Origin of the sequence: Stenotrophomonas sp. SMYL8 (assembly GCF_036320065.1) — a bacterium.
GTDB lineage: Bacteria > Pseudomonadota > Gammaproteobacteria > Xanthomonadales > Xanthomonadaceae > Stenotrophomonas > Stenotrophomonas maltophilia_A.
In genome coordinates, this window is record NZ_JAWIRR010000014.1 from 43014 (window position 1) to 67969 (window position 24956).

At 67.6% G+C, this 24956-nt stretch carries 23 protein-coding genes; 9 read left to right on the plus strand and 14 right to left on the minus strand.

Annotation, left to right across the window (positions count from 1 at the left end; translation table 11 throughout):
• Positions 1-171 precede the first annotated feature (171 nt).
• The 5 genes from V3B25_RS12820 to V3B25_RS12840 form a co-directional block, all read right to left on the minus strand.
• The gene (locus V3B25_RS12820) at positions 172-510 is read right to left on the minus strand and encodes a hypothetical protein (RefSeq protein WP_006469105.1); all 339 of its coding nucleotides are present in this window, start codon (positions 508-510) and stop codon (positions 172-174) included.
• Between the two features lie 77 nt (positions 511-587).
• A complete protein-coding gene (locus tag V3B25_RS12825) occupies positions 588-1529 on the minus strand; it encodes a DegV family protein (RefSeq protein ID WP_032129875.1) in 942 nt (313 codons plus the stop codon).
• A 95-nt stretch (positions 1530-1624) separates the two neighbouring features.
• Complete coding sequence (locus V3B25_RS12830) at positions 1625-2257, minus strand: 2-hydroxychromene-2-carboxylate isomerase (protein WP_049421816.1); 633 nt, start codon at positions 2255-2257, stop codon at positions 1625-1627.
• Positions 2258-2277: 20 nt separating this feature from the next.
• Entirely contained in the window at positions 2278-3540 is a 1263-nt protein-coding gene (locus V3B25_RS12835) for an amidohydrolase family protein (RefSeq protein WP_329810803.1), read from the minus strand.
• Positions 3540-4949, minus strand: a complete 1410-nt coding sequence (locus tag V3B25_RS12840) for an amidohydrolase (RefSeq protein WP_049421813.1) — start codon at positions 4947-4949, stop codon at positions 3540-3542. Before V3B25_RS12840 ends, V3B25_RS12835 begins: the two co-directional genes overlap by 1 nt.
• A 151-nt stretch (positions 4950-5100) precedes the next feature.
• On the opposite strand from V3B25_RS12840, the gene V3B25_RS12845 reads away from it, so the two are divergent.
• The gene (locus V3B25_RS12845) at positions 5101-5877 is read left to right on the plus strand and encodes an AMP nucleosidase (protein WP_005414446.1); all 777 of its coding nucleotides are present in this window, start codon (positions 5101-5103) and stop codon (positions 5875-5877) included.
• 43 nt (positions 5878-5920) lie between these two features.
• Positions 5921-6460, plus strand: coding sequence for a DUF924 family protein (locus V3B25_RS12850; RefSeq protein WP_049421811.1), 540 nt, complete (start codon positions 5921-5923; stop codon positions 6458-6460).
• A gap of 77 nt (positions 6461-6537) precedes the next feature.
• On the opposite strand, the gene grxD is transcribed toward V3B25_RS12850, so the two are convergent.
• Positions 6538-7464, minus strand: a complete 927-nt coding sequence (grxD, locus tag V3B25_RS12855; protein WP_049421809.1) for a Grx4 family monothiol glutaredoxin — start codon at positions 7462-7464, stop codon at positions 6538-6540.
• Between the two features lie 59 nt (positions 7465-7523).
• Here grxD and V3B25_RS12860 point away from each other — a divergent pair, with 59 nt between their 5' ends.
• Positions 7524-8303 carry a polysaccharide deacetylase family protein gene (locus V3B25_RS12860; RefSeq protein ID WP_329810804.1) on the plus strand — a complete coding sequence of 260 codons (780 nt, stop codon included), beginning with the start codon at positions 7524-7526 and terminating at the stop codon, positions 8301-8303.
• A 119-nt stretch (positions 8304-8422) separates the two neighbouring features.
• Here V3B25_RS12860 and V3B25_RS12865 read toward each other — a convergent pair whose 3' ends face one another.
• The 3 genes from V3B25_RS12865 to V3B25_RS12875 are packed head-to-tail and all read right to left on the minus strand — an operon-like array spanning position 8423 to position 11042.
• Positions 8423-9142: a class I SAM-dependent methyltransferase gene (locus V3B25_RS12865; protein ID WP_329810805.1), complete on the minus strand. Its 720-nt coding sequence runs from the start codon at positions 9140-9142 to the stop codon at positions 8423-8425.
• A 4-nt stretch (positions 9143-9146) separates the two neighbouring features.
• Positions 9147-9764: an SGNH/GDSL hydrolase family protein gene (locus tag V3B25_RS12870; RefSeq protein ID WP_329810806.1), complete on the minus strand. Its 618-nt coding sequence runs from the start codon at positions 9762-9764 to the stop codon at positions 9147-9149.
• A gap of 3 nt (positions 9765-9767) precedes the next feature.
• Positions 9768-11042 (minus strand): pyridoxal phosphate-dependent aminotransferase, encoded by a 1275-nt coding sequence (locus tag V3B25_RS12875; protein ID WP_032129867.1) that lies wholly within the window; start codon positions 11040-11042, stop codon positions 9768-9770.
• A gap of 114 nt (positions 11043-11156) precedes the next feature.
• Here V3B25_RS12875 and rsgA point away from each other — a divergent pair, with 114 nt between their 5' ends.
• Together rsgA and V3B25_RS12885 are read left to right on the plus strand one after the other, a co-directional pair.
• Positions 11157-12266, plus strand: coding sequence for a ribosome small subunit-dependent GTPase A (gene rsgA, locus V3B25_RS12880; protein WP_049421802.1), 1110 nt, complete (start codon positions 11157-11159; stop codon positions 12264-12266).
• 228 nt (positions 12267-12494) lie between these two features.
• Positions 12495-13748 carry a flavohemoglobin expression-modulating QEGLA motif protein gene (locus V3B25_RS12885; protein ID WP_329810807.1) on the plus strand — a complete coding sequence of 418 codons (1254 nt, stop codon included), beginning with the start codon at positions 12495-12497 and terminating at the stop codon, positions 13746-13748.
• A gap of 521 nt (positions 13749-14269) precedes the next feature.
• Here the strand turns inward: V3B25_RS12885 and V3B25_RS12890 are convergent.
• The 5 genes from V3B25_RS12890 to V3B25_RS12910 form a co-directional block, all read right to left on the minus strand.
• Positions 14270-16567 (minus strand): TonB-dependent receptor, encoded by a 2298-nt coding sequence (locus V3B25_RS12890; RefSeq protein ID WP_329810808.1) that lies wholly within the window; start codon positions 16565-16567, stop codon positions 14270-14272.
• Between the two features lie 137 nt (positions 16568-16704).
• On the minus strand, positions 16705-17241 hold the full coding sequence (locus V3B25_RS12895; RefSeq protein WP_329810809.1) for a hypothetical protein: 537 nt from the start codon (positions 17239-17241) through the stop codon (positions 16705-16707).
• Between the two features lie 148 nt (positions 17242-17389).
• Positions 17390-18130, minus strand: a complete 741-nt coding sequence (gene phbB, locus V3B25_RS12900) for an acetoacetyl-CoA reductase (RefSeq protein WP_005419193.1) — start codon at positions 18128-18130, stop codon at positions 17390-17392.
• Between the two features lie 24 nt (positions 18131-18154).
• A complete protein-coding gene (locus V3B25_RS12905) occupies positions 18155-19483 on the minus strand; it encodes a CitMHS family transporter (RefSeq protein WP_032130486.1) in 1329 nt (442 codons plus the stop codon).
• A gap of 75 nt (positions 19484-19558) precedes the next feature.
• Complete coding sequence (locus tag V3B25_RS12910) at positions 19559-20698, minus strand: porin (RefSeq protein WP_329810819.1); 1140 nt, start codon at positions 20696-20698, stop codon at positions 19559-19561.
• A gap of 242 nt (positions 20699-20940) precedes the next feature.
• Between V3B25_RS12910 and V3B25_RS12915 the strand changes: the two genes are divergently transcribed.
• Genes V3B25_RS12915 through V3B25_RS12930 form a run of 4 tightly spaced genes read left to right on the plus strand, consistent with a single transcriptional unit; the run spans position 20941 to position 24745 of the window.
• Positions 20941-21630: a response regulator gene (locus V3B25_RS12915; RefSeq protein WP_049421790.1), complete on the plus strand. Its 690-nt coding sequence runs from the start codon at positions 20941-20943 to the stop codon at positions 21628-21630.
• On the plus strand, positions 21623-23014 hold the full coding sequence (locus V3B25_RS12920) for a sensor histidine kinase (protein WP_032129112.1): 1392 nt from the start codon (positions 21623-21625) through the stop codon (positions 23012-23014). The genes V3B25_RS12915 and V3B25_RS12920 overlap by 8 nt, the downstream gene beginning before the upstream one ends.
• Positions 23011-24066, plus strand: coding sequence for an ABC transporter substrate-binding protein (locus tag V3B25_RS12925; protein ID WP_329810810.1), 1056 nt, complete (start codon positions 23011-23013; stop codon positions 24064-24066). Before V3B25_RS12920 ends, V3B25_RS12925 begins: the two co-directional genes overlap by 4 nt.
• A 28-nt stretch (positions 24067-24094) precedes the next feature.
• On the plus strand, positions 24095-24745 hold the full coding sequence (locus V3B25_RS12930; protein ID WP_005414428.1) for a response regulator transcription factor: 651 nt from the start codon (positions 24095-24097) through the stop codon (positions 24743-24745).
• The last annotated feature ends 211 nt before the right edge of the window (positions 24746-24956 follow it).

A 24956-nucleotide genomic window follows, 5' to 3' on the forward strand; every position in this document is an offset into this window, starting at 1 on the left:
CCGGGGGGGGGGGGGGGGGGGGGGTCGGGCGGCGGGGGGGCGGCGGGCGGGGGGGGGGGGGGGGGGCCGGCCCCCCCCCCCCCACTACCGTGTGCCCCGGTAGTTGCCAACCTTGGTTGGCAGCTCTTTTAGGAGGCGCCAACCAAGGTTGGCATCTACCAGAGCGGGGTCTCAACGTACGTCGCGCAGTTCCCAATGGTGGCCGGCCAGCAGGCGCAGGCGCTGCTTGAACACGTCACTGTCGATGCGGGTGGTGGCCACCAGGTTGATGCGCAGGTCCTTCTGCTCGCCGGTCACGGTGGCATCCGGATCGGTCACGCCCCACTGCGGTTCCACCGCGTCCGGGTCAGGCTGCTTGGCCTTCCAGCGCTCGAACAGCGTGCCGCTGCGCAGGGCATCCTGCAGCTCTTCGGCGAAACCGGCGGCGCCCTGCGAGTGGAAGGACAGGTCAGGGTCATTGCCACGGGCCTTGGACGGGTCGGGCAGGCTGATGTGGTACTGCGCAGGCATGGAGTTCTCCTTGAAGTGCGGGAAGACTGGCACAACCGCGGTGGAATCGATGTGCAGATCCGCGCCGCGTCGGGGCCTCACTCGAACCGATGCGGCCCATCGGCGAAGCCCACGGTGACCGCGCCCTTGCCGACGTTGACCATGCCGGTCAGGCTCATCACCGATTCGTACACGGTCACGCCATGGGTGGCGCAGACCTCTTTCAGCTGTGCATAGCCGGGCAGGGTGCGCAGTTCTTCCAGCTCACCGCCGTAGCTGACGCACACCGTCGGTGTCATCAGCCCGGCGCGTACGCGCTGGCCAACTACCGCGAACAGCTTCTGCACGGCGTTGTCGAAGCCCTTGATCTTGGCCACCGGTCCGGTCTCGCCGCGGTAACCGTGCAGCACCGGCTTGATGTCCAGCGCACTGCCCAGCGCCGCGCTGAGCAGGCCGACGCTGCGGTCGCCCTTGTGCCGCGCACGCGCGCGCATGTAGTACAGGTCACGGGTGACCATGTAGCCGTGCACGTTGCTGGCCAGCTCCTCCAGCCGCTCGCGGATCTGCTGCACGCTGGCGTTGCTGTCGCGCAGGCGCACCGCTTCCACTGCGGTCACCGCCTGCGCGGCGAACAGGTTCTGGGTGTCGAGCACGCGCAGCGCGAACGGCGAGTTGTAACCGGCCGCCTGCCGCACCGGCTTGTAGTCGTTGAGGATGGCGAAGCTGGCCTGCAGCGCGTTGTCATGGATGGGGCTGCGGGTCTTGGTGATGGTCATGCAGAACACGTGGTCGTAATCGATCACCAGCTGCTGCAGGAACAGGTCGCGGATCTGGTTGACGCTGAAGGGGATGGTTTCCGCTTCAGCACCGTGTTCGGCCACGTGCGCGTGCAGGAAGCTCAGTGTGGCCTGTTCATCGCGATGATCGGCCAGCACCGCTTCGCCGATGCGTACGGTGATCGGCAGCAGCACGATGTTGTGGGTGGCGATGAAGTCCGGCGGCAGGTCGCAGGCCGAGTCGACGACGATTCCGATGCGCATCCGCGGCTCCCCCTCCAGGGCGGTTGTAGGTTCGGAAACGTGAAATCTATCTCAAATCCCAGCCAGGCGCGCGAGGGAAACGCGCCACGCCCTGTTCAGCGACTGCGCTGCACCGCCACCGGCAGGGTGGCCAGGCGCAGCCATTCGGGCTGCCGCAGCAGGCCCGGATCGGCCAGCACCGCCGCCATCAGCGGGTGCGCGTCGTTGCCCCAGAACAGCTCCTCATCGATAGCCAGGGTCGGCACACCGAACACCCCGGCGCCAATTGCGGCCTCGGTGTTACGGCGCAGCTGCTCCTTCACCGCCGGGTCGGCGATGGCGCTGGCGACATCGTCAATACCCAGCTGTGCGGCCGGTTCGCGCAGGGCGTCAGGGCTGTCGGCCGCGTTGCCGTCGCGCCAGATCCAGTCGAACAGGACGTCCACCGCCTGCACGCTGGCACCCGCGGCCAGGCACAGGCGCAGGGCGGGGAGCGGGTTGAACGGATGGCCGGGCGGGAATCGCAGCGGTGTGCCCTCGGCCTGCGCGGTCCACAACAGCTGGCGGTAGATGAAGCGGCGCTTGGCCGGAATCTCGGCCGGCCCGAGGTTGCCCAGGTGATGCAGCACCGCACCGAAGGCAATCGGCACGGTCTGGATCTGCGCGAACTGCGGCAGCTGCTTCAGCTTCTGCCAGTGCAGGTAGGAGTAGGGCGAGATGAGGTCGAAGTACCAGCGCAGTGTCGCCATCGGTGTGTCCTCGTGTGCGGTCAGGGCTGCGCGTTGCGCTGCAGGTAGCGGTCACGCAGTTCGGTCTGGCGTGAGCGCATCGGCATCGCACGGCCGCCCAGCCAGACCTGCTCGGCATAGTGCGCCACGTCCAGCGGATCGCCCTCCCACAGCACCAGGTCGGCGCGCTTGCCGGGCTCGATGCTGCCGATCTGGTCGGCCACGCCGAACGCCTGTGCGGGTACCCGGGTCAGCCCGGCCAGACCGTCAGCCCAGGGCAGGCCGTTGGCCACTGCATTGCCAGCCAGCTGGCGCATCTTGCGCGCGTTGTGGGTGGCGTCGCCGCGCTGCACGAAGGAAACCGCCACGCCGGCACGCTGCAGGCGCGCGGTGCTTTCCAGGGTGGCGCCGATCTGGTCGAAGCTGGCCGGCAGGTTGGCCAGCACGTCAACGAACACCGGCACCTGTGCGGCGGCCAGCTCCGGCGCGACCTGCCAGGCTTCGCTGGCGCCGGCGATGGCGATCTTCACTTTCTCGCGGGCGGCCCAGCGCAGCAGCTGGCGGATATCGGCGGCACGGTCCACTTCCACCACGATGCGGCCCTGGCCGGCCAGGTAGCGGCTGAGCGTGCGGCGCCCGGCCGGGGTCAGCAATGCATGCGGCGAGTCCGCAGCCACCTGGCCACGCGCCTCGTCGATCATCTGCTGCAGCAGCATCCACTGTGCGGCACGCGAATGGCCGGTCAGTTCTGAGGCCGCTGCGCCGATGCGCAGGAACAGGGCACGCGGGCCGATCGGATCGGTGCTGCCATCGAGCCGCATCACGCCGCCCTGGCCGGCCACGAAACCACCGCCGGTGGCAGCGCCCAGCGCGGTGAAGCCGATGCCTTCCAGGCGCGTGACCGGAATCAGCACTGAGGCCGGGTTGTAGGCGAGGGTGACGTCGAATTCCGGGCGCAGTGGCTGCTCACCGAGCTTCAGCGAACTGTCCACCGTGCTCGATTCACCCGACACTTCTTCGATACCGATCTCGGTGATGCCACCGAACAGTGCCGGTGTCAGGGGACGGCCATTGGCCTCGACCACGCTGGTGCCGGCCGGCGCCGACAGGCCGTTGCCCACCGCGCGGATGATGCCGCCCTGCACCAGCACATCGGCGTTCTGCAGGCTGCCACGCGTGCTGGCCGTATGCACGGTCGCGTTGCGCACCAGCAGGTCCTGCGCCGAGGCTGCGGTTGTCATCAACAACAGCGCAACCAAGGTAGCGCCGGGCCATGCCCGGCGACGCTTGTTCAACACGCCCATCAGCGCACCTCCTGGCCAAGCTGGAAATCGGAACGCGGCGTCGCTGCCGGTGCACTGCGGTCGTACAACCTGCGGCCATCAATGAAGACCTTCTCGGCCAGCGCGTACGAGCTGAAGGGATTGCCGTTCCAGACCACCACATCGGCCATCTTGCCGGCCTCCAGGGTGCCGGTCTGGCCTTCAATGCCCAGTGCCTTGGCGGCGTTGGCGGTCATCCAGGTGATGGCATGTTCGGGTGTGATCTCCGGCATGCGCGCGCGGCGCGCGGACGCCATCACCTTGGCCGCTTCCTGGTTCAGGCGCTGGATGCCTTCGGGTGAGTCGGAGTGGACGATGGCGCAGCTGTTCTTCGGCCGGTCGACCAGCGCGATGTTCTCCGGGATACCGTCGAAGGCTTCCATCTTGAAGCCCCACCAGTCGGCCCACAGCGCACCGCAGACGCCGTCGGCGGCCAGCCGGTCGGCCAGCTTGTAGGCCTCCACGCCGTGGTGGAAGGCGGCTACCTTGAAGCCGAATTCCTTGGCCAGATCGAGCATGGTGGCCATCTCGTCGGCGCGGTAGCAGTGGATGTGCACGCGGATGTCGCCTTCGATCGCACCGGCCAGCGTGTCCAGCTTGAGATCGCGCTTGCCGCCGGCATCACCGGCGCTGTCGCCCTTGTCGCTGCCGAACCAGCCCTTGCGCTTGGCCGGCTTCGGTTTGTTCTTGGCGATGTAGTCGGCGGCATCGATGAAGGCGGCGCGGTAGCCGGCCACGTTGCCCATGCGCGTGGCTGGGGTCACGCCCTTGCCTTCGCCATAGACCCGCTTGGGGTTCTCGCCGCAGGCCATTTTCAGGCCCCAGGGTGCACCGGGGAACTTCATCGCCTGGTAGGTCACCGCGGGTACGTTCTTGAGGGTCACGCCGCGGCCACCCACCAGATTGGCCGAGCCCGGCAGCACCTGCATGCTGGTCACGCCGCCGGCCAGCGCGGTGGCGAAGCCCGGGTCCTGCGGCCACACCGAGTGTTCGGCCCAGACGTTGGCGGTGACCGGTGCGGTCATCTCGTTGCCGTCGCTGTGCGCGCCGACGCCGGGGCTGGGGTACACGCCCAGGTGCGAGTGCACGTCGATCAGGCCAGGGGTGACCCACTTGCCCTGCGCATCGATGCGGGTGACACCGGCATCGGCCTGCAGCTGGCGGCCAACGGCGACGATGCGGCCCTCGCGCAGCAGCACGTCGGCATTGTCCAGGCGCTGGCCGGTGCCGGTCAGCACGGTGGCGTTCTGGATCAGCACCGGCGCATCGGGATGCGCCTGGTAGGTGCTGGGGTAGGGATCGGCGACGAAGCGCGAGGCGCCCACCGCCGGAGCCGTGCTCAATGAAAGCAGTGCCAGGGCTACCCCGGCGCGCAACAACGTCGATGCCATGCATTTCCCCTTGCAGCTGGTCCAACCGTCGACGCTAGCCCGGAGGCGGCGGGCTTGCCAAGTGACCTTCTTCACAGGCCTGTCGACGGTGGCTCGACGGCACCGGCCGGGTGGCTGAAAATACCCGGTCCCCCGCCGTACCGGACTGCCCATGAAGAGCAAGCAGGAAATCGTCGACAACTGGCTGCCGCGCTATACCGGCGTACCGCTGGACCAGTTCGGCCAGCACATTCTGCTGACCAACTTCGGCGGCTACCTGCATACGTTCTCCGAGCTGACCGGCGCGCCGGTCATCGGCCTGGACCGGCCAATGGCCAGTGCCACCATCGATGGCATCACCATGATCAACTTCGGCATGGGCAGTCCCAATGCCGCGATCATCATGGACCTTCTGTCGGCGGTGATGCCCAAGGCGGTGCTGTTCCTGGGCAAGTGCGGTGGTCTCAAGCGCAAGAACCAGCTGGGCGACCTGGTGCTGCCGATCGCTGCGATCCGTGGCGAGGGTACCTCGGGCGACTACCTGCCGCCGGAAGTACCGGCGCTGCCGGCCTTCGCGCTGCAGCGTGCGGTTTCGACCATGATCCGCGACCTCGGCCACGATTACTGGACCGGCACCGTCTACACCACCAACCGCCGGGTCTGGGAGCACGACGAGGCCTTCAAGGAGCGGCTGCGGGCGATGCGCTGCATGGCCATCGACATGGAAACCGCCACCGTGTTCGCCGCCGGCTTCGCCAACCACATCCCCAGCGGTGCGCTGCTGCTGGTGTCGGACCAGCCGATGATCCCCGATGGGGTCAAGACCGAAGCCTCCGATGCCAAGGTCAGCTCCCAGTTCGTGGAAAACCATATCCAGATCGGTATCGAGGCGCTTAAGCTTATCCGGCGCAACGGCAAGTCGGTCCGCCACCTGCGCTTCGACGAATGATGATGATGGCCTGGCGCGGCGCGCCGGCCCTGGGGAGTAGGTGATGGACGTTGCCGCGCAAGTGGTGGAATTCTGGAAGGAGGCGGGCCCTGCGAAGTGGTTCGCCCGCGACGACGCGTTCGACGCGCAGTTCCGCCAGTTGTTTCTGGATGAGCATTTCGCCGCCGCTTCGCGCGCGCGCGAACATTGGCTGGGCAGTGCCGAAGGGGCGCTGGCCCTGATGCTGCTGCTGGACCAGTTCCCGCGCAACTGCTTCCGGGGTACTGCCCATTCCTACGCCACCGATGGCCTGGCCCGGCATTACGCCATGCGCGCCATCGAGGAAGGCCTGGACCTGCAGCTGGTGCCGAAGCTGCGCGCCTTCATCTACCTGCCGTTCGAGCACTCCGAGGATCCGCTGGACCAGGACCGCTCGGTGGCGATGTTCGACGTGCTGGGTGACAAGGAATACCTGCAGTACGCCGAACTGCACCGCGACATCATCCGCCGTTTCGGGCGCTTCCCGCATCGCAACGCCGTGCTGGGCCGCATCCCCACGCCGGAAGAACTGGATTACCTGGCCGAAGGCGGGTTCGCCGGCTAAGAAAAAGGGGACGGAGGGAATTAAGTCGTTTTTGCCACAAACGACTTAATTCCCTCCGTCCCCTTTTTCAGTGCCGATCAGTACTTCGGCACGCCGTTGTCCACGTCTTCCGACCAGGCGTTGATGCCGCCGGTGACGTTGAACACCTTGGTGAAGCCGAGGGCGCGGAACTGCTCGGCGGCCTGCGCGCTGCGGCCACCGTGGTGGCACATGAAGGCCAGCGCGGTGTCCTTCGGCAGGGCTTCCAGCGCGGCGCGGCCGTTGCCGTCGAAGCTCTTGAACGGTACGCCGACGGCTGCGATGGCGCGCTCGTCGGCCGGGCGCACGTCCACCAGGGTGATGTTGCCGGCACGCACCAGGTCGTCGGCATCGCGCACGCTGATTTCCTGTACCGGCTTCGGCGCGTTCGGGTTGTCGATGGCCAAGCCCTTGCCGCGGATGTCGTCCACCCAGTCGATGGTGATGCCGTTGGCGCGACGCGCGCTGGCCAGGTCGAACTGCACGCGCAGGCCGTTGGACTCGGCGGCAATCGCGCCTTCGTCGTGCGGGGCCAGCTGGAAGTTCGGCTGGAAACCGGCGTCGATGGACAGCTGCAGGGCCGCGCCCGGGGCATCGGCCAGCGCGCCCTTGAGCATTTCCACGGCTGCCGGGGTGACGGTGATGCTCGGCGGGGTACGGTCCGGCGCAGCCAGGCCCAGCACGCTGCTCAGCTCGCCGCTGGCGGCCATCTGCAGCACGATGTCGCTGCCGCCGACCAGTTCGCCGTCGATGTACAGCTGCGGGATGGTCGGCCAGTCGCCGTAGGCCTTGATGCCTTCACGGATTTCCTGGTCGGCCAGCACGTTGACGTGGGCGAACTCGACGCCGAGGTCCTGCAGGGCGCCCACGGCCTTGGCCGAGAAACCGCACTGCGGCATCGACGGCTGGCCCTTCATGAACAGCACGACGCGGTTGGCGTTGAGGATGGATTCGATGCGCGAACGCAGGGCGGGATCGAGGGACATGGACGTCGGGGTTCCGGGAATTCGAATCATCAATTCTAACCCCCATGGCATCATGGGGGATGAGCAACGCAGGAACATTGCATCGCATCCCGGCCCGCCCCTGGCGCTGGCTGCCCTGGCTGGTGGCGTCGCAGCTGGTCGTGATCCTGGTCTGGGCCCTGGACGGCTGGCAGTGGGGTCTGCCGCTGATGGTGGCCAGCCACGCATTGTTCATGGTGCCGGTGTTCCTGCCCAACAGCCGCTTCTATGCGCCGGTGCTGAGCCGACTGCCGGAGGCCGCCAACACGGTATGGCTGACCATCGATGACGGCCCCGGTCCGGAAACCCGCGCCGTGCTCGACCTGCTGGACCGCCACCAGGCACGCGCCACCTTCTTCCTGGTGGGGGAACGAGCGCTGGCGCAGCCGGAACTGGTGCAGGAGATCCTGCGCCGTGGCCATGACCTCGGCAATCACAGCCACAGCCATCCGCAGGCGCGCTTCTGGAGGCTGGGCCCGGCGGCGATGCGCGCCGAGATCGAGGGCTGCCAGCATGCCCTGCAGGCGGTAAGCGGCCAGCCGGTGCGCTGGTACCGCTCGGTGGTGGGCATGACCAATCCGTTCGTGGCGCCGGTGCTGCAGCGGTTGGGGCTGGTCCGGGTAGGCTGGAGCGCGCGCGGCTACGACGGCGTCGGCTGCACGCCGGACGGCGTGCTGGCACGGCTGCTGCCAGACCTGCGCCCGGGCGCGATCGTGCTGCTGCACGAAGGTGCCGCCCATGGGCACAACCTGGTGATCATCGAGCGCGTGCTGCAGGCGCTGGACGAGCGGGGGCTGAAGGCGCGGCTGCCGGTCCTGTAAACCAGGCTTCTGGCCGCTTGGGCAGCCGGGCGTGGGCTCGCCCCTACAGGAATGGTCGCGAGACCATCCACGCATGGCGTGGATCTACCGCAACAGCACAGCCGAGCGTGGGTTCGGCCCTACAACGCGGGGCGTTTGGCCACCAGCAGCCAGCTGTTGAAGGGGGTACGCCCGTGCAGCGGGCGGGGTGCGGTCACCTGCAATCCAGCTTCGGCAAGCGTTGTCTGCAATACCTGCGGATCGGGATAGTGGCGCGGTCGTGTGCCCATCCAGCCGATCAGCCAGGCCAGCCGGTCGGCCACCCGCGTGGTGCGGTCGCGGCCATCGCCGGTGGCCAGCGGTGTACGCAGCAGCAGGCAGCCGCCGTGGGCCACCTGCGCGCTGGCCGCGCGCAGCAGGGCCTGCTGTGGGCCCGCGTCCAGATACTGAAGCACGTCCAGCAGCAGGACGTGCCCGGCCTGCGCCGGCAGCGGCGCCTGCACATCCACGCAGTCGAAGCGCACGTCCTGCAGGTCGGCGGCAGCACGTTGCGCGCGGGTGATCTTGCCGGCATCCACGTCCACGCCCAGGTAATGCTGGGTACCGCCGCGCTGGCGCAGCACATGGGCGAACAGGCCCAGCCCGCAGCCCAGGTCCAGCACCGGCTGCCCATCGTCAGGCAGATGCTGCAGCACGCCGTCGTACAGCGGATCGCTGCCGAGCTTGCCGCGGGTGTAGTAGTAGTCGCGGCGGCTGCCCCAGGCCTGCGCTGGCCGGAATGCTTCTGCGATCGCGCGGGCCTGCGGGGCGGTCAGGGGCGTGCAGGGCAGGGGCGTGCCGTTCCGTGGCGTGCCGTCCATCGCCTCAGTCCGTGCCGCCAAGCAGATGCGCGGCCACCGGCAGAGCGCGCGCGCTCCACAGCGCATACATCCGCGCTGAAGGATGCAGGCCGTCCTCGGCAATCATCGTCGGGTCTTCGCCCTGCGCGCGGCTGATATCGGTGATGTCGACGAAGGCCACGCCCTGCTGGGTGCTGATCACCTCGGCAGCCGCATTGAATTCGTCGGTCTCGATCTCGATCGCGGCCAGGTCGCGGCCACTGCCGGCGCCGAACGGGGTCGCACCCCAATCGGGGAAGGACAGCACCAGCACGCGGCCGGCATCACCGCCAACGAAACCGATCGCCCGCTGCAGCAGGGCCTGGAACTGGCTGCGGTATTCGTCCAGCGGACGCCCGCGGTACTGGTTGTTGACGCCGATCAGCAGGCTGACGAAATCGAACGGCCCCTGCGGCGCGGCCGCATCGATGCCCGCATCGAGCTCGTCGGTGGTCCAGCCGGTAGTCGCAATGGTCTGCGGATCGGACAGCTCAGTGCCCTGTGCACGCAGCGCGGCAGCCAGCTGGTGCGGCCAGCGGCCTTCGACTGCAACCGCTTCACCGATGGTGTACGAATCGCCCAGCGCCAGGTAGGACAGGGTCACAGGTCAGGCCACCGAACGGCGCGGCTTCAGCGGCACGACCTTGGTCGCGTCCTCGGCACGGCGGGCCAGGGCACGGTCAATGCGCGCGAATACATCGCGCATCACCGAGGCTTCCGGCATCAGGGTCACGCGGAAATGGTGGCGGTAGGGCACGTTGAAGCTCGAGCCCGGCACCACCAGCACGCCCTCGTTGTTCATCAGGTCCAGCGCGAAGTTGTGGTCGTCGAAGCCCTTCGCCGCAGCGCCGACCACGGCCGGGAACGCGTACAGCGCACCGGCCGGCGCGACCAGCGACAGGTGTTCGCTGGCTTCGCAGGCTTCGATCACCGCACGGCGGGTTTCATACAGGCGGCCGCCCGGCGTGCACAGCTCGGAAATGGTGTCCGGGCCGTTCACCGCGGCCTCGATGGCGTACTGGCCCGGCACGTTGGCGCACAGGCGCAGCGCACCGAGCAGGTCCAGCGCCGCGCGGAAGTCACCCAGGCGGGCATCGTCGCCGCTGAGGTGGGCCCAGCCCACGCGCCAGCCGCAGGCGCGGTGCACCTTGCTCAGGCCGCTGAAGGTCAGGCACGGATGATCACCGGCCAGCGGTGCGACCGGCTGGAACACCGCGTCGTCGTACAGGATCTGGTCGTAGATCTCATCAACCAGCAACAGCAGGTTGTGGCGGCGCGCGATCTCGACCACGCGCTCCAGCAGTTCGCGCGGGTAGCTTGCGCCGCTGGGGTTGTTCGGGTTGATCAGCACGATGGCGCGGGTGCGCGAGGACACCAGTGTCTCGATCTCGCTCGGGTCCGGCTGGAAGCCGTTCTCCGGTGCGCAGCGGTAGTACACCGGGCGGCCATCGTTGAGGATGGTCGAGGCCGACCACAGCGGGTAGTCGGGCGAGGGCACCAGCACTTCGTCGCCGGGATTGAGCAGCGCACGCAGCGACAGGTCGATCAGTTCGCTGACGCCATTGCCGAGGAAGACGCGGTCCGGGTGCGCATCGGGCGCGCCACGGCGGGCGTAGTAGCTGGCGATGGCTTCACGCGCGACCGGCAGGCCCTGCTGGTGCGTGTAGGGGTCGGTGCGGCCCATGTCGTCGGCGATCGCACGCTGAAGGTGCTCCGGCGCGCGGAAACCGAAGGCGCCGGGATTGCCGATGTTGAGCTTGATCAGCTTGCGGCCCTGCGCCTCCAGCTCCCGGGCTCGCCGCGCCAGTTCTCCGCGGATTTCGTAGCGCACTTCGGAAAGGCGCTCGCGGATGGCCAGGGGCTTGGGCGAGTTGGTGGACATGGGAGCTGGGCCGTCAAAAGGCATGGGGCTTCCATCCTACCGGAATTGCTGCAATGCATGGCAAGGGCTCCGGGCCCGTCATTGCTGGGCTGGCAGGGCGCCGGCACAGGTAGAATGGCGGCGATGACCCAGACCCCCGATTTCTTCGCCCTGCAGACCATTGGTTGGCCCTGGCCGGGCCCGGCGCAGCAGGCCGACTGGCAGGCCGCGATGGCCGCACATCCGCAGGCCCGCCCGGCACGGGTGATCGAACAGCACCGCACCCACTACGTGGTGGCCGATGGCCCGGATGCGTCGATCAAGGCCGAGTCCCTCCCGGAATGGCAGCGCCCGCGCTTCCCCAGCCATGAACGGCCAGCGGTGGGTGACTGGGTGCTGCTCGATGGCATCCGCATCGTCGCCCTGCTGCCGCGGCGTACCGCGATCAAGCGCGGTGCGGCCGGCGAGCATTACCACCAGCAGGTGATCGCGGCCAACATCGATACGGTGTTCATCGTCTGTGGCCTGGATGCCGACTTCAATCCGCGCCGCATCGAACGCTACCTGCTGCTGGTCGGTGGTGGCGGTGCAGAACCGGTGGTGGTGCTGACCAAGGCCGACCAGACCGAGTACAGCGAGGATGCGCTGGCGGTGCTGGAAGAGCTGGAGATGCAGGGCATCGCGCTGCATGCGATCAACGGCCTGGATGCCGACAGCGTGGCGGTGCTGCAGCCGTGGCTGGGCCCGGGCCGCACGGTGGTGCTGGTCGGTTCCTCCGGTGCCGGCAAGTCCACGCTGACCAACACCCTGCTGGGCGAGCAGCGGATGAAGACCAACGCGGTGCGCGCCAACGATTCGCGCGGACGCCACACCACCACGCACCGCGCGCTGATGCCGCTGCCGACCGGCGCCTGCCTGATCGACACCCCCGGGATGCGCGAGCTGAAGCCGACCGGCGAAGAGACCCTGTCCGAGGGTGGGTTCGCGGACATCGAAGCGCTGGCCGCACAGTGCCGTTTCAACGACTGCAAGCACCAGCAGGAACCGGGCTGTGCCGTGCGTGCAGCGATCGAGGCCGGCGAGATCGAAGAGAGCCGGCTGCTGAACTACTTCAAGCTGAAGGAAGAAGTGGCCGCCGCTGCCGCCAAGCTGGCGGTGCGCCAGGCCGAAACCGCGCAGGAACGCGGCGGCAAGAAGGGCAAGGGCCAGCAGTTCCGCCCGGCCGGCAAGCCGCGCAGGCGCTGATCGGTATCGCGGGGTCGGATCCCATTGCACCGCAATGGGCGCTGACCCCTGCAATGAAACCCGCCTCTGCCTGCTTCGGGTGGATGCCAACTGCCCGCTCCTGGTAGGTGCCAACTTTGGTTGGCACGGATGTATCCGAAGTCCGCCTTCGGCGGATGCCAACCAAGGTTGGCAGCTACCCGATCCATTGCACCTACCAACGTGCGGGCAGGGCGCTATAGTCCGCGCATGGAACCGACTGCGACGCTGGACCGTGACGTGGCCCACCATGCAGCGCTCGATGCGCGCCTGGTCGAGGCCGTGGGAGGCATCCGCCTGCTGGGCCTGACCAGCTGGCCAGCCACGGTGCAGGCACCGTTCCTGGACAGCGTGGCGCGTGGCCAGCCGGTACTGCCGAAGGTGGATTACCCGAAGCTGGACTTCAGCGAAGAACGCCGCGCGCTGGCCGCGATCGCCGCCGACTGTGACGACAGCCATCCGCTGGGCCACTACGTGCGGCAGTCGGCACAGAGCTGGGACCTGGCCGCACAGCTGCTGGAAGGGCTGGGCACCGCTGCAGTCGATACCTGTTCTGTGCAGCTGTTCGGCGCCCCCGAGCAGCCGCTGCCGGGCAATGGCCCCAGTACGCGTGAGGCTGCACGCCACTTCATCCAGATCGCCGCCGAACTGGACCACGAACTGCTGGCGCCGGAAGAACAGGTGCCGGTCTCGGCCATCGCGCTGCAACTGCAACTGCAGAACGATCTGGACGCGTTCTTCGAATCGCGCATCATCCAGGTACAGCTCGACCCGGAGCTGGTGTCCAAGGCCGCCGCCGGCCCGACCCGCATCCGCCTGCGCACCAGTGCGCGCTTCAGTGCCTACGACCGCGCGCAGCTGTTCCACCATGAAGCGCTGGTGCATTCGCTGACCGCCCTGAACGGCCGCGAGCAGCCGGTGCTGCCGAGCCTGGCACTGTCCTCGCCGCGGGTGACGGCAACCCAGGAAGGGCTGGCCACCTTTGCCGAGCAGATCACCGGCAGCATCGACATCGAGCGCCTGAAGCGCATCAGCCTGCGTACCGAAGCGATTGCGATGGCCCGCGAAGGTGCTGATTTCATCGAAGTGTTCCGCTATTTCTGCGATGCCGGGCAGAACGCGGAGGAGAGCTTCGCCTCGGCACAGCGCGTGTTCCGTGGGGTACCGCCGAGTGGCAGCCTGGCCTTCACCAAGGACACGGTGTACCTGCGCGGCCTGGTGTCGGTGCACACGTTCTTCCGCCACATGCTGGCCGAGGACCGCCTGCAGGTCTGCCGCTGGTTGTTTGCCGGCAAGATGAGCCTGACCGATGCGATTGCGTTCGCGCCGTTGTTCGATGCGGGGGTGCTGAAGCCGCCGCGCTGGCTGCCGCACTGGATGAGCCGGGCGAACGGCCTGGCCGGCATGCTGGCGTTCTCGCTGTTCGCCAACCGGATACGGATGGACCAGCTGGCGCCGGAATGAAATGCGTTGGCGGACCCGCCAGCGCCTGCCTGCTATCGGTGGGGAGGAGGCGGGGCACCCTGGCCAGGACACGCAAAAGCCCCTCCATGGTGCTCGATGGCGCCTTGCTCGTGCGCGCTGTCCTGCGCACACGGCAAGACCGGGGTTGGGCGTCCTGCCCAACCCGCCCGAGGCATGCCTCGGGCCCATGGCGCCAACGGTCCTGGCCAGGGTGCCCCGCCTCCTCCAGACAGTTTTCTGCGGGCGCGGTAGCAGGTCCACCAGAGGGATTGCGCTTGAAAAGCAAAGAGCCGGGCAACGCCCGGCTCTTTGCTTTTGCTTTTGCTTTTGCTCTTGCTTTCAATTGCCTCCGCGCCGGCGCGGGGAACTGTCCAGCGTGGGTAGGCAGGCCCATGCAGGACCGTGAGGCGCATGGATGCGCCGATCGAGCCCCCATGGATGGGTTTACGGCGTGTCCTGCATGGGCCTGCCTACCCACGCTATGCAGGAACAATCAACGCGCCGCAGCGCCCGCTTTCGATTTAGAACTCCGCCGCCACCGTCATGAACAACTGCCGCGGTGCGCTCGCATGGATCGCATAACGCTTGCCCTCCGGATCGGTCGGTGCGAACGAACTCAACTGGCCCGCATAGCGCTTGTTGGTCAGGTTGGTCGCGTTCAACGACACCCGCACATTGCGCAGGCCCAGGCCCGGGCCGAAATCGTAGCCCGCACCGGCGTCGAAGGTGGTCACGCCCGGCACCGACTGGTCGTTGGTGTAGGTGTAGTAGCGCTTGCCGGTGTACTTGGCACGCAGGCTGGCGAAGAAGCCATCGCGGTTCCAGCTGATTTCACTGGAGGCCATGCGCTGCGGCGTATCCACGGTGATCTTGCCGGCCACCGGCACCACCGCGCCGCCGGACAGGTAGTCGTCCTCGTAGGTGGTCTTGTTCCAGGACAGCGCGTTGTACCACTGCAGGCCGTCGATCGGCTTGAGGATGAAGGTCAGTTCCGCGCCGTAGCTCTTCACCGAACCGACGTTGATGAAGCGCGTCACGCACTCCGGACGCGTGCCGACTTCGATGCTCGAGCACGGGTTCAGCGACAGCAGGCGGTTGTCGAACTTCACGTTGTAGCCCGCGATCGACGCCTGGTACTTCTCGCCGAAGGTACGGAAGCCGGCTTCCAGGCTCTTGGACTTCTCCGGCTCCAGCCCGGCACTGGCCGCGAACGATTCCGGCGACACCTGCAGCGGGCCGCCGCTGCCACCGCCGACGAAGGCAGCGATGTTTTCGGCATACGAGGCGAACAGCTCGTTGTTGGCGTTGAGCTTGAAGCCCAGGCCCAGCTGCGGCAGCACCGATGCCTTGGCAGTCAGCGTGCCTGAGGCGATGCTGGTTTCCACGCCCGGGTTGGCAGTGGCGCGCATGCGGGTGTTCGGGCTCTTGATGCCGACGTCCACGGTCAGGCGCTGGTCGAGGAAGCGCATGCGGTCCTGCACGTAGAACTGGCGCGTGCGGATGTCGAAGTCCTGGTTGAACAGCAGGCGGTCCGGGTTCTTCAGGTACAGGTCGTCCAGGAACGGGCCGCTGATGTAGTAGAAGTTGCGCGACACGTTATGGTCGTTCTGCTCGTACCACAGGCCGGCTTCCAGCTCGTGGATACCGACCGTCCACGACAGTGCGGCGGTCAGGCCATCACGGTTGATCGTGTAGTTGGTGCTGCGGATCGAGATCGGCAGCATCTTGTCGGTGCCCGGGTAGGACGGCTGGCCCGGTGCCCACCAGTGGCCCTGGCCACGGTTGTCGTGGTGATAGGCCAGCAGCTTCAGGCGCCCCTGCTCACCCAGGCGCAGGTCGGCATCCACCGAGTACAGGTTGTCGTCACGCAGTGCACGGCTCTGGTAGTACGCATCGTCGATGCTGGTGACGCCACCGCTGAACCTGCACTTGCTGCGGTCCAGCGTGCCCGGCGCGCAGTACGCAGCAGCCACGGCTCGATCCCAGTCCGGTGCGTAGATGTTCCAGTCATAGCCCAGGCCGCGGGCCAGCATGTCCTTGGACAGGTAGGCGTAGTTGGCCTGGCTGGCGCGCGAGGTGGCCACGAACGCACCGAAACGATGGTCGCCCACGTTCCACACCGCCTTGGCGTTGAACTGGCGAGTGGTCTGGTTCTGGTACGGCGCAGCCCACATGTCCTGGTCCTGGTGCACGCCGGACACGTAGGCCGAGAAGCCGTTGATGTCGCCGGTATCCACGCGCAGGTAGCCACGGCGCTGGCTGTTGTCGCCAACGGTGACGCTGGCGCGGCCGCCGAATTCGGTGGACGGGTCCATCGAGAAGTACTGGATGGTGCCGCCCAGGTTGCTGGTCGAGGCCACGCCCAGCGAACCGATGCCCTGCGACAGCTCGGCACCGGCCAGGTTCTCGGCGATGATCGCGCGGGCGATGCTCAGGCCGTTGTAGTTGCCGTAGCTGTTGTCGCCCAGCGGGATGCCGTCCAGCGTGTAGCCCAGGCGGCTCTTGTCGAAGCCGCGCAGGCTGATGGTCTGCGATTCTTCGTTGGCGCCGAAAGCGTCGTTGGACTGCACCGACACGCCCGGCAGGCGATCGAGGATCTTCTGGCCGCTGGTGCCCGGCGGCAGCACCTGCTTGTCGACGGCGGTGATGCGCTGCACCTGGCGGGTCTCGCCCTGGCCGATCACGGAGACGGTATCCAGCGTCTGCGCGCTCAGCGCGGCATCGGTGCTGGCGCCGGCATCGGCGGCGGTGGCGGCATGGGCGCTGGCGGCGGCGGAGAGCGCGATCGCCACGGCGATCGTCAGGTGTCGGGTCTGCATGGTGGTCCGTTGCATTGGGGGTGGTCACCGGCACGCGTGCGCGGTGCATGGCCACTATGCGAACGGAACATGAAACCTTCTTTACGGAAAACCAACGAACGGTGCAGGACAGTGGTGTGCGTCCTGCAACATTCTTGTCATGGCGGCGATGCGTCTGCCGGCTTGAGGATCACCTCCGCGACGCACGTGTGATGCAATCCGGGAAAGAGGTAGCTCACCCATCGGTCCGGGGCCGGGTAGCTCAACGTCAATGCCTGCTCCGGGGCGTGGCCTGAAGGAGGAAGAACATGCGCTGGCGCGGCCTGGCGCTGGACGATCTGCCGACGCGTCACACAGACGCCTCCGACATCCAGGCGCACGGAGTGCACGTGCTGGCGATCGGCCTGCAGCAGGACTATGCCGCCGGTGATCCGAAGCGGTGGGGACAGGGCCACCGGCGGCAGCGTGATGCCCGGCAATGCATAAGGTGTTTCGATGACGGCCGCTGTCGCCGGCAGCATGGCGCGAAGGTCTTCCAGTTGCGCCGCGCGGGGCAACGGTTTGCCCCAGCTGAGGGTCAGTTCGAGCAGACGATCAGCCTGCACATCGTCAGCCATCGGCAACTGGTCGGGTGCGGCCGCCGCACACAGTGCAGGCAGCAGGATCGCAAGGTTTCCCCACCACAGACGCTGCATGGGCGAACTCCCGGTGCACGGATGCTGCCGGTATAGCACGCACCGGGTACAGGTAGAAAAAAGGGGCCGGATCCCCCTCGCAAGCGAAGGTTCACCGGCCCCGCGCACTCCGTGGGGGAGGCGGTCCACGCGCTGCGTGGAGACGGGCTCAACCCATGTACAGGCCACCGTTGACCGGATAATCGGCGCCGGTCACGTACGAGGCTTCGTCCGAGGCCAGCCACGCGCACAGGCCGGCCACTTCTTCCGGGCGACCGAGGCGGCGCACCGGTACCGAGGCGGCCAGTCGGTCCAGCACATCCGGCGGGAAGCTGCTGATGGCCTGGCTGGCGATATAGCCCGGCGACAACGTGTTGACGGTCACCCCGCGCGAGGCCACTTCCGCGGCCAGCGCACGGCTGAAACCATGCATCGCGGCCTTGGCGGTGGCGTAGTTCACCTGGCCGATCTGGCCCTTGTGGGCGCTGACCGAACCGATGTTGATGATGCGGCCCCAGCCCCGCGTGGCCATGCCGTCCACCACCTGCTTGGTCAGGTTGAACAGCGCATTGAGGTTGGAGGCGATCACCGCGTTCCAGTCTTCCACCGTCATCTGCCGGAACAGCAGGTCGCGGCTGCCGCCGGAATTGTTGACCAGTACATCCACCTCGCCGACTTCGGCGCGGACCTTGGCGAACGCCGCGCTGGTCGAGGCCCAGTCGGTCGCGTTGCCTTCGGACGCGATGAAGTCGAAACCCTGTTCGCGCTGTTCGCGCAGCCAGTTGGCCTTGCGCGGCGAATTCGGCGCGCAACCGGCGACCACGGTGTGGCCGCTGCGGGCCAGGCTCTGGCAGATGGCAGTACCGACACTGCCCATGCCGCTGGTGACGTAAGCGATTCGAAGCGTCATTGCAGAAGGCTCCTTGGTAAGGGGTCAGGCGGCGAGCGGATACAGGCCGAACAGCAGGCTGCCGACCATCAACAGCATCGAGATGGCGATGGCCCACTTCAGGGTGAACTTCTGGTGGTCGGCGAACTCGACCTTGGCCAGGCCCACCAGCAGGTAGGTGGACGGCACCAGCGGGCTGAGCAGGTGCACCGGTTGGCCGGCCAGCGAGGCGCGCGCCATTTCCACAGGGGTGATGCCGTAGTTGCCGGCGGCTTCGGACAGGATCGGCAGCACGCCGAAGTAGAACGCGTCGTTGGACATGAAGAAGGTGAACGGCATCGACGCCACCGCCGTGATCACCGCCAGGTATGGCCCCCACGATTCCGGGATCACCGCCAGGAAGCTGTGCGACATCGCTTCGACCATGCCGGTGTTGTTGAGGATGCCGGTGAAGATGCCAGCGGCGAAGATCAGCGACACCACCGACAGCACGTTGCCGGCGTGGTTGACCACGCGGCGGCGCTGCTCGGCCAGGTTCGGGTAGTTGATCACCAGGGCGATGGCGAAGCCGACCATGAACAGCACCGGCATCGGCAGCACGCCGATGATCAGCGCGGTCATCAGCGCCACGGTCAGGGCCAGGTTGACCCACAGGAGCTTCGGACGCTTGATGTCCTCGGCGTCTTCCACGGTCGGCAGCGGGTTGCTGTCATCGGACACGCTGTTGTCCATCCAGCTGCCGCCCTTGGGCAGGGTCACCACGCCCAGGCGACGGCGTTCCTTCAGGCCCAGGTACCAGGCCAGCAGCAGCACGCCGGCACAGGCGATCACCATCGACGGGATCAGCGGCACGAACACATCGGCCGGGTCCACGTGCAGCGCGGTGGCCGCGCGTGCGGTCGGGCCGCCCCACGGGGTCAGGTTCATCACGCCGCCGGCGAGGATGGTCACGCAGGTCATGTTCAGCGCGTTCATGCCCAGCCGCTGGTACAGCGGCAGCATCGCCGAGACGGTGATCATGTAGGTGGTCGAGCCATCACCGTCCAGCGAGATCAGCATCGCCAGCACCGCGGTGCCGAGCACGATCTTCATCGGATCGCCCTTCACGAAGCGCAGGATCACCCGCACCAGCGGATCGAACAGGCCGGCGTCGATCATCACCCCGAAGTAGAGGATGGCGAACATCAGCATCACGCCGGTGGGCGCGATCTTCTTGATGCCCTCCAGCATCATCTCGTCGATGTTGGCGCCGAAGCCGCCGATCAGCGCGAACAGGATGGGGATGGTGATCAGGGCGACGAGCGGCGACAGGCGTTTGCTCATGATCAAGTACATGAACGTAATGACCATGCCAAAGCCGAGGATGCTCAGCATCATCTGCGGACTCCTTGCGAAAACAGGACGTGGGGGAGTGGAAGGGGCCCGGGCGGAATGCCCGGAATGTCGGGCTTAGAAGTCGTACTGCAGGCGGCCGGTGACCGCACGCGTGCGGTCCACCGTGACCCCGGCCAGGCGGTCGCGGTTGCGGCTTTCGATCACGTTGAGCATGAAGCGCAGGTTGTCGCGCAGGTACCAGTTGCCACCCAGCGTCCACGCTTCGGTGCTGCCGCGGCGCAGGTCAGGGGCACCGTCGAGGTGCTGTGCGCCCCACATCTGGTCGTAGCGCAGCGCCACTTCGAAGGCACCGGCCTTGTGCCGGATGTCCTTCACCCGCGCGAAGCGGCCGGTCTTGCGGTCGTAGGCGCGGCTTTCGCCGGTGACGAACCAGCTGAGCATGCCGTAGGCCGCCATCACGTCGCCACGCTGCGCCCCGTCGTCGAAGGTGGCGCCACTGAATTCGCCCTGCCACGACAGCGGACCGCGCACCTGCGCGTATTCCAGCGACCACTTGTTGACGTCGGTATCGCGGCCGGCGGAGAAGTCGACCAGGGTCAGGCGGCTCTCGTCGGACAGGTGGCCGGCCGGGCGCGGGCGGATGCGCAGGCCAGGCACGCCGTTGGCGCCGGGGTTGTCGTAGGCCTCACGGGCCAGCGACAGGCCCAGGTGCAGCACGTCGCCCTCGCTGGGCGAGGGCGCCCAGGTGACGCGGCCACCGGCGGCGCGGCCCTTCACCTGCCAGGCGTCGATGCTTTCCAGGCTGTAGATGCTGGCCGCCCAGGTGAAGTCACCGGGGTTGGCCTGCCATGACGCACCCAGGCGGTACAGCGGCGCCAGCGTGGTGCCGGCGTTGCCGCGCTCCAGGAAGGTGCCGTAGTTGGAGCTGGTACGGTCATCCAGCGAGAAGTACTGCTTGAACTGGCCGACGGTCAGCTTGCCGACCTTGCCGAAGCTGCGCGCCAGGTACACGTCCTTGGCCTCGACGCGGTCGCCGGAGAAATCGGCTTCCAGCTTGTAGTCGACCACGAAGAACTTGCCGGACACATCGACCCAGGCACGGCGGATCTCGGTGTCATCCTTGTTCGGCGTACCGCGGTTGTCGTTGTCGAAGGTGGCGAAGTCCAGGTGCAGGCGGCCTCCGAGCGAGGCCGTGACCGGACGATCGTCTTCGGCGGCAAAGGCCGGCGCCGACAGGGCAGCCAGCGCCATCATGGCGGCAGGGCGCCGCCAGGCAAACGTGAATTCCACAAACCCTCCCAGGTGCGCGCCAGGCGCGCGGCAATCGTGGGCACCGGACGGTGCGCGGCCGCAGTCTGGGTTGCCGTAGCTGTCATCGTCCTGTCAACGGATTGTGCGGTGCAGCGTAAAACCGGCCACTGCGCTCACTGAGCCACGCCCGGCAAGCGCGGCGGCGGCATGCGGTAGCATTCGTTTCCCCTCCCACCCCCGTGCCCATGCGCCTGCTGCTGGTCGAAGACAACCCGGATCTGGCCGATGCGATCATCCGCCGCATGCGCCGCAGTGGGCACGCCGTGGACTGGCAGGCCGATGGCCTGGCGGCCGCCAGCGTGCTGCGCTACCAGAGCTTCGACCTGGTGGTTCTGGATATCGGCCTGCCCAAGCTCGATGGCCTGCGCGTGCTGGCCGGCATGCGCGAGCGCGGCGACAGCACACCGGTGCTGATGCTGACCGCGCGCGACGGCATCGAAGACCGTGTGCAGGCGCTGGACGTCGGCGCCGACGATTACCTGGGCAAGCCGTTCGATTTCCGCGAGTTCGAAGCGCGCTGCCGCGTGCTGCTGCGACGCGCGCGCGGCCAGGCCAGCGAAGTGGTGCAGATCGGTGGCTTCCAGTTCGACAATGCCGCGCACCGGGTCAGCCTCGACGGCGAACCGATCGAACTGCCGAACCGCGAGTACCGGCTGCTGGAGATCCTGGTCGGCCGCCTCGGCCAGGTGGTCGGCAAGGACGAAATCGGCAATGGCCTGTTCGGCTTCGACGATGAAGCCGGCCCGAATGCCATCGAGCTGTATGTGGGGCGCCTGAGAAAGAAGCTGGCAGGCGCACCGCTGCGCATCACCACGGTGCGCGGCGTTGGCTACCTGCTGGAAACCAGTGATGACAGCACCGACGCCGATGGCTGACGCGCGTACCGCGAACGCCGCACCGGGCTCGCTGCGGCGTACGCTGCTGCTCTACCTCGGCGCGTTGCTGGCGGTGTTCGCGGTGGCTCTGCTGTTTGCCGCGCGCGGCTATGGTCAGCGCGCCGCCAACCGTTCCTACGACCACCTGTTGGTGTCCTCGGCGTTGTCCATTGCCGATTCGGTGGCCCTGGTCGATGGCCAATGGCAGGTCGATCTGCCCTATGCGGCGCTGGACCTGCTGGCGATGGCCCCGGAAGACCGCGTGTTCTATCGGGTCGCCGACAGCCGTGGCAACCTGATCACCGGCTATGGAGACCTGCCGGCGCCGCCGCGCCGGCCCGGCACGCAACCGCAGCTGTTTGATGCGGCGTACAGTGGCGAGACCGTGCGCTTCGTGGTGGTCGGCCGCAGTTTTGCTGCCGCCTCGGCGCAGGGGGAAGTACAGGTGCAGGTCGGCCAGACCCGGCGTGCGCGTGAAGCGGTCGCGCAGGACATGGTCAACCGCGCACTGCTGGCGATCGGTGTGCTGTCCGGCCTGCTGCTGGCGCTGGTGGCCTTTGGCGTGCATCGCGCATTCCGGCCATTGGTGCGGGTGGAACGCGAGCTGTCACGCCGCGAGCCCTCTGACCTGAAGCCGCTGGATGCCCGTGTACCGCGCGAGATGGACCAGATGGTGGCGGCGTTGAACCGCTTCATGGAACGCCTGTCCAGCAGCAACGAGACCTTGCGTGCGTTCATGGCCGAGGCCGCGCACCAGATGCGCACGCCGTTGGCGGCATTGCGTGCGCAGGCACAGCTGGCGCTGGATGACGACGATCCCGAAGACATGCGGCGCAGCCTGCAGGCGATCGAGCGCAACGCCACCCACATGAGCCGGTTGTTGAATCAGTTGCTCAGCGATGCCAGCGTGATCCATCGTTCGCATCTGCAGCGCTTTGCTGCAGTGGATCTGGCCGAGACCGTGCACCAGGCCCTGCATGAAGCGCTGCCGCAGGCCGGCCCGGCGCCGCGCGTGCAGCTGGCGATGACTGCCGAGCCGGTACAGGTGCATGGCGATGCGCTGCTGCTGCGCGAGGCGATCAAGAACCTGGTCGACAACGCGTTGAAGTACGGTGGTGATGGGCCGTTGCAGATCGCATTGACCGTGGAAGGCGGGCAGGCCGTGCTGACCATCGCCGACCACGGTGCCGGCATTGCCGCCGCCGATGCCGAACGCGTGTTCGAGCGCTTCGCCCGTGGCGAGGGCGCGCCGTCCGGCGGCGCCGGGCTTGGCCTTGCCATCGTCAAGCGTGTGGTCGACAGCCACGGTGGCCGCATCGACCTCAGCAATCGTCCTCAGGGCGGGCTGATCGCCACCATCCGCCTGCCCCGGAGCAGTCCATGATCCGCCTGTTCACTGCTGCCGTTGCCTTGCTGCTGGCCCTGCCGGTGCTGGCTGCGCCCGGCGATGTGCGCCGTTTTCCCGCACAGGCAAAGACCACGGCGCAGCTGCGCATCCACGGCACCACCGACATCGAAGTGTTCGCGGTGGTCATCGCCGACTACCAGCGGCTGCACCCGGGCACCGAAGTGGTGTACGAGGACATCATCACCCAGGACCTGTACGCGCGGTACCTGCACGACCGCGGCGGACCGGCATCGCCGGACCTGCTGATCTCCAGTGGCATGGACCTGCAGACCAAGCTGGTCAACGATGGTCATGCACTGCCGCACCGCTCCGCGCAGACCGCCGCGCTGCCGGCCTGGGCGCAGTGGCGCAACGAGGCATTCGGCATCAGCTACGAGCCGGTGGTGATGGTCTACAACACCCGCGCGCTGACGGCTGCGAGGGTGCCGCACACGCGCCGGCAACTGCTGGACCGGTTGCGCGCCGAAGGCGCACCGCTGCGCGGCAGGGTCGGCACCTATGACATCGAACGCAGCAGCGTCGGCTACCTGCTGTCAACGCAGGATGCGCAGCGTGGCAGCATCGCCGGTGCGCTGCTGGGCGCGCTGGGCGACAACGATGTGGTGCGCGAGGAGCGCACCGGCGTGCTGCTGGACAAGGTGGCCAGCGGACAGCTGTCGCTGGTCTACAACGTGCTCGGCTCTTACGCGCAGGCGCGCATCGACGCGGGTGCTCCGCTGGCGATTGTGGAGCCCGAGGACTACACGCTAGTGGTACTGCGTACCGCGGTGATTCCACGCACCGGCCCACACCCGGAAGAAGCCCAGCGCTTCCTCGACTACCTGTTGTCGCCGCGTGGCCAGCAGGTGCTGTCACGCGAGGCACGGCTGATGCCGATCGTCACCGGCAGCGCACGTGGCGACGATGCGCCCGGCCGCAGCCGCCGCCCGATCCAGCTGGGCCCGGGCCTGCTGGTGTACCTGGATGCACTCAAGCGCCGCCAGTTCCTCGATGCCTGGCGCAGCAGCGTGGAGCCGGCAGGGCGCTGAGGCGACGGCCTGCCCGTACAATGGCGGCATGAGCGAATACACCATCCTGATCGCCGATGACCACCCGCTGCTGCGTTCGGCGGTGGTGCAGTCATTGCGGCAGAGCCTGCCGCTGGCGCAGGTGCGCGAGGTCGCCAGCGCCGAGGCATTGGCCGAAGCCCTCGACGCGCACCCGGACGTGGACCTGGTGCTGCTCGACCTGACCATGCCTGGCGCACACGGTTTTTCCGCGCTGCTGCACGTGCGCGGCTCGCATCCGGACATCCCGGTGGTGATCCTCTCGTCCAACGACCATCCGCGGGTGATCCGCCGTGCGCAGCAGTTTGGCGCAGCCGGTTTCATCCCGAAGTCGGCGCCGGCCGAGACCATCGGCGAGGCGGTGCAGGCGGTGCTCGACGGCGGCCTGTGGTTCCCGGCGATGGCCGCCGAACGCTCCGAGGCCGACGCGCTGCTGGCCAGCCGCCTGGCCCAGCTGACCCCGCAGCAGTTCCGCGTGCTGCTGTGCCTGGCCGACGGGCTGCTCAACAAACAGATCGCCTACACGCTGGGGCTGGCGGAAAACACGGTGAAGGTGCATGTCACCGCGATCCTGAAGAAGCTCGAATGCCATAGCCGCACGCAGGCGGCAGTGCTGGTGAAGGCGCTGGAGCCGGAAGGCGACGCGGGCATCGGGTTGTAGTTTCCAGCCAACGGCGCAGCCCCTCGTGGGTGGACACGTAGAGCAGTTCATGGGTGAGGCCGGGCAGGTGGACTGCGCAGGGGCCGCTGCAAGTACGTCCATGTAAGCTCGGTCGCCGCTTGCTCGTGTGCGCAGTCCTGCGCACACGGCAAGACCGGGGTTGGGCGTCCTGCCCAACCCGCCCGAGGCATGCCTCGGGCCCATGCGGCTC

Bases quoted from the DNA above. Each gene is read 5' to 3' on its own strand.
- V3B25_RS12915 (WP_049421790.1), top strand. From the start codon at position 20,941: ATGCGCCTGCTGCTGGTCGAAGACAACCCGGATCTGGCCGATGCGATC.
- V3B25_RS12910 (WP_329810819.1), bottom strand. From the start codon at position 20,698: ATGATGGCGCTGGCTGCCCTGTCGGCGCCGGCCTTTGCCGCCGAAGAC.
- V3B25_RS12840 (WP_049421813.1), bottom strand. From the start codon at position 4,949: ATGGCATCGACGTTGTTGCGCGCCGGGGTAGCCCTGGCACTGCTTTCA.
- grxD (WP_049421809.1), bottom strand. From the start codon at position 7,464: ATGTCCCTCGATCCCGCCCTGCGTTCGCGCATCGAATCCATCCTCAAC.
- phbB (WP_005419193.1), bottom strand. From the start codon at position 18,130: ATGACGCTTCGAATCGCTTACGTCACCAGCGGCATGGGCAGTGTCGGT.
- V3B25_RS12845 (WP_005414446.1), top strand. From the start codon at position 5,101: ATGAAGAGCAAGCAGGAAATCGTCGACAACTGGCTGCCGCGCTATACC.
- V3B25_RS12820 (WP_006469105.1), bottom strand. From the start codon at position 510: ATGCCTGCGCAGTACCACATCAGCCTGCCCGACCCGTCCAAGGCCCGT.
- V3B25_RS12890 (WP_329810808.1), bottom strand. From the start codon at position 16,567: ATGCAGACCCGACACCTGACGATCGCCGTGGCGATCGCGCTCTCCGCC.
- V3B25_RS12905 (WP_032130486.1), bottom strand. From the start codon at position 19,483: ATGCTGAGCATCCTCGGCTTTGGCATGGTCATTACGTTCATGTACTTG.
- V3B25_RS12895 (WP_329810809.1), bottom strand. From the start codon at position 17,241: ATGCAGCGTCTGTGGTGGGGAAACCTTGCGATCCTGCTGCCTGCACTG.
- V3B25_RS12930 (WP_005414428.1), top strand. From the start codon at position 24,095: ATGAGCGAATACACCATCCTGATCGCCGATGACCACCCGCTGCTGCGT.
- V3B25_RS12850 (WP_049421811.1), top strand. From the start codon at position 5,921: ATGGACGTTGCCGCGCAAGTGGTGGAATTCTGGAAGGAGGCGGGCCCT.
- V3B25_RS12885 (WP_329810807.1), top strand. From the start codon at position 12,495: ATGGAACCGACTGCGACGCTGGACCGTGACGTGGCCCACCATGCAGCG.
- V3B25_RS12920 (WP_032129112.1), top strand. From the start codon at position 21,623: ATGGCTGACGCGCGTACCGCGAACGCCGCACCGGGCTCGCTGCGGCGT.
- rsgA (WP_049421802.1), top strand. From the start codon at position 11,157: ATGGCGGCGATGACCCAGACCCCCGATTTCTTCGCCCTGCAGACCATT.
- V3B25_RS12825 (WP_032129875.1), bottom strand. From the start codon at position 1,529: ATGCGCATCGGAATCGTCGTCGACTCGGCCTGCGACCTGCCGCCGGAC.
- V3B25_RS12925 (WP_329810810.1), top strand. From the start codon at position 23,011: ATGATCCGCCTGTTCACTGCTGCCGTTGCCTTGCTGCTGGCCCTGCCG.
- V3B25_RS12860 (WP_329810804.1), top strand. From the start codon at position 7,524: ATGAGCAACGCAGGAACATTGCATCGCATCCCGGCCCGCCCCTGGCGC.
- V3B25_RS12875 (WP_032129867.1), bottom strand. From the start codon at position 11,042: ATGTCCACCAACTCGCCCAAGCCCCTGGCCATCCGCGAGCGCCTTTCC.
- V3B25_RS12865 (WP_329810805.1), bottom strand. From the start codon at position 9,142: ATGGACGGCACGCCACGGAACGGCACGCCCCTGCCCTGCACGCCCCTG.
- V3B25_RS12830 (WP_049421816.1), bottom strand. From the start codon at position 2,257: ATGGCGACACTGCGCTGGTACTTCGACCTCATCTCGCCCTACTCCTAC.
- V3B25_RS12835 (WP_329810803.1), bottom strand. From the start codon at position 3,540: ATGGGCGTGTTGAACAAGCGTCGCCGGGCATGGCCCGGCGCTACCTTG.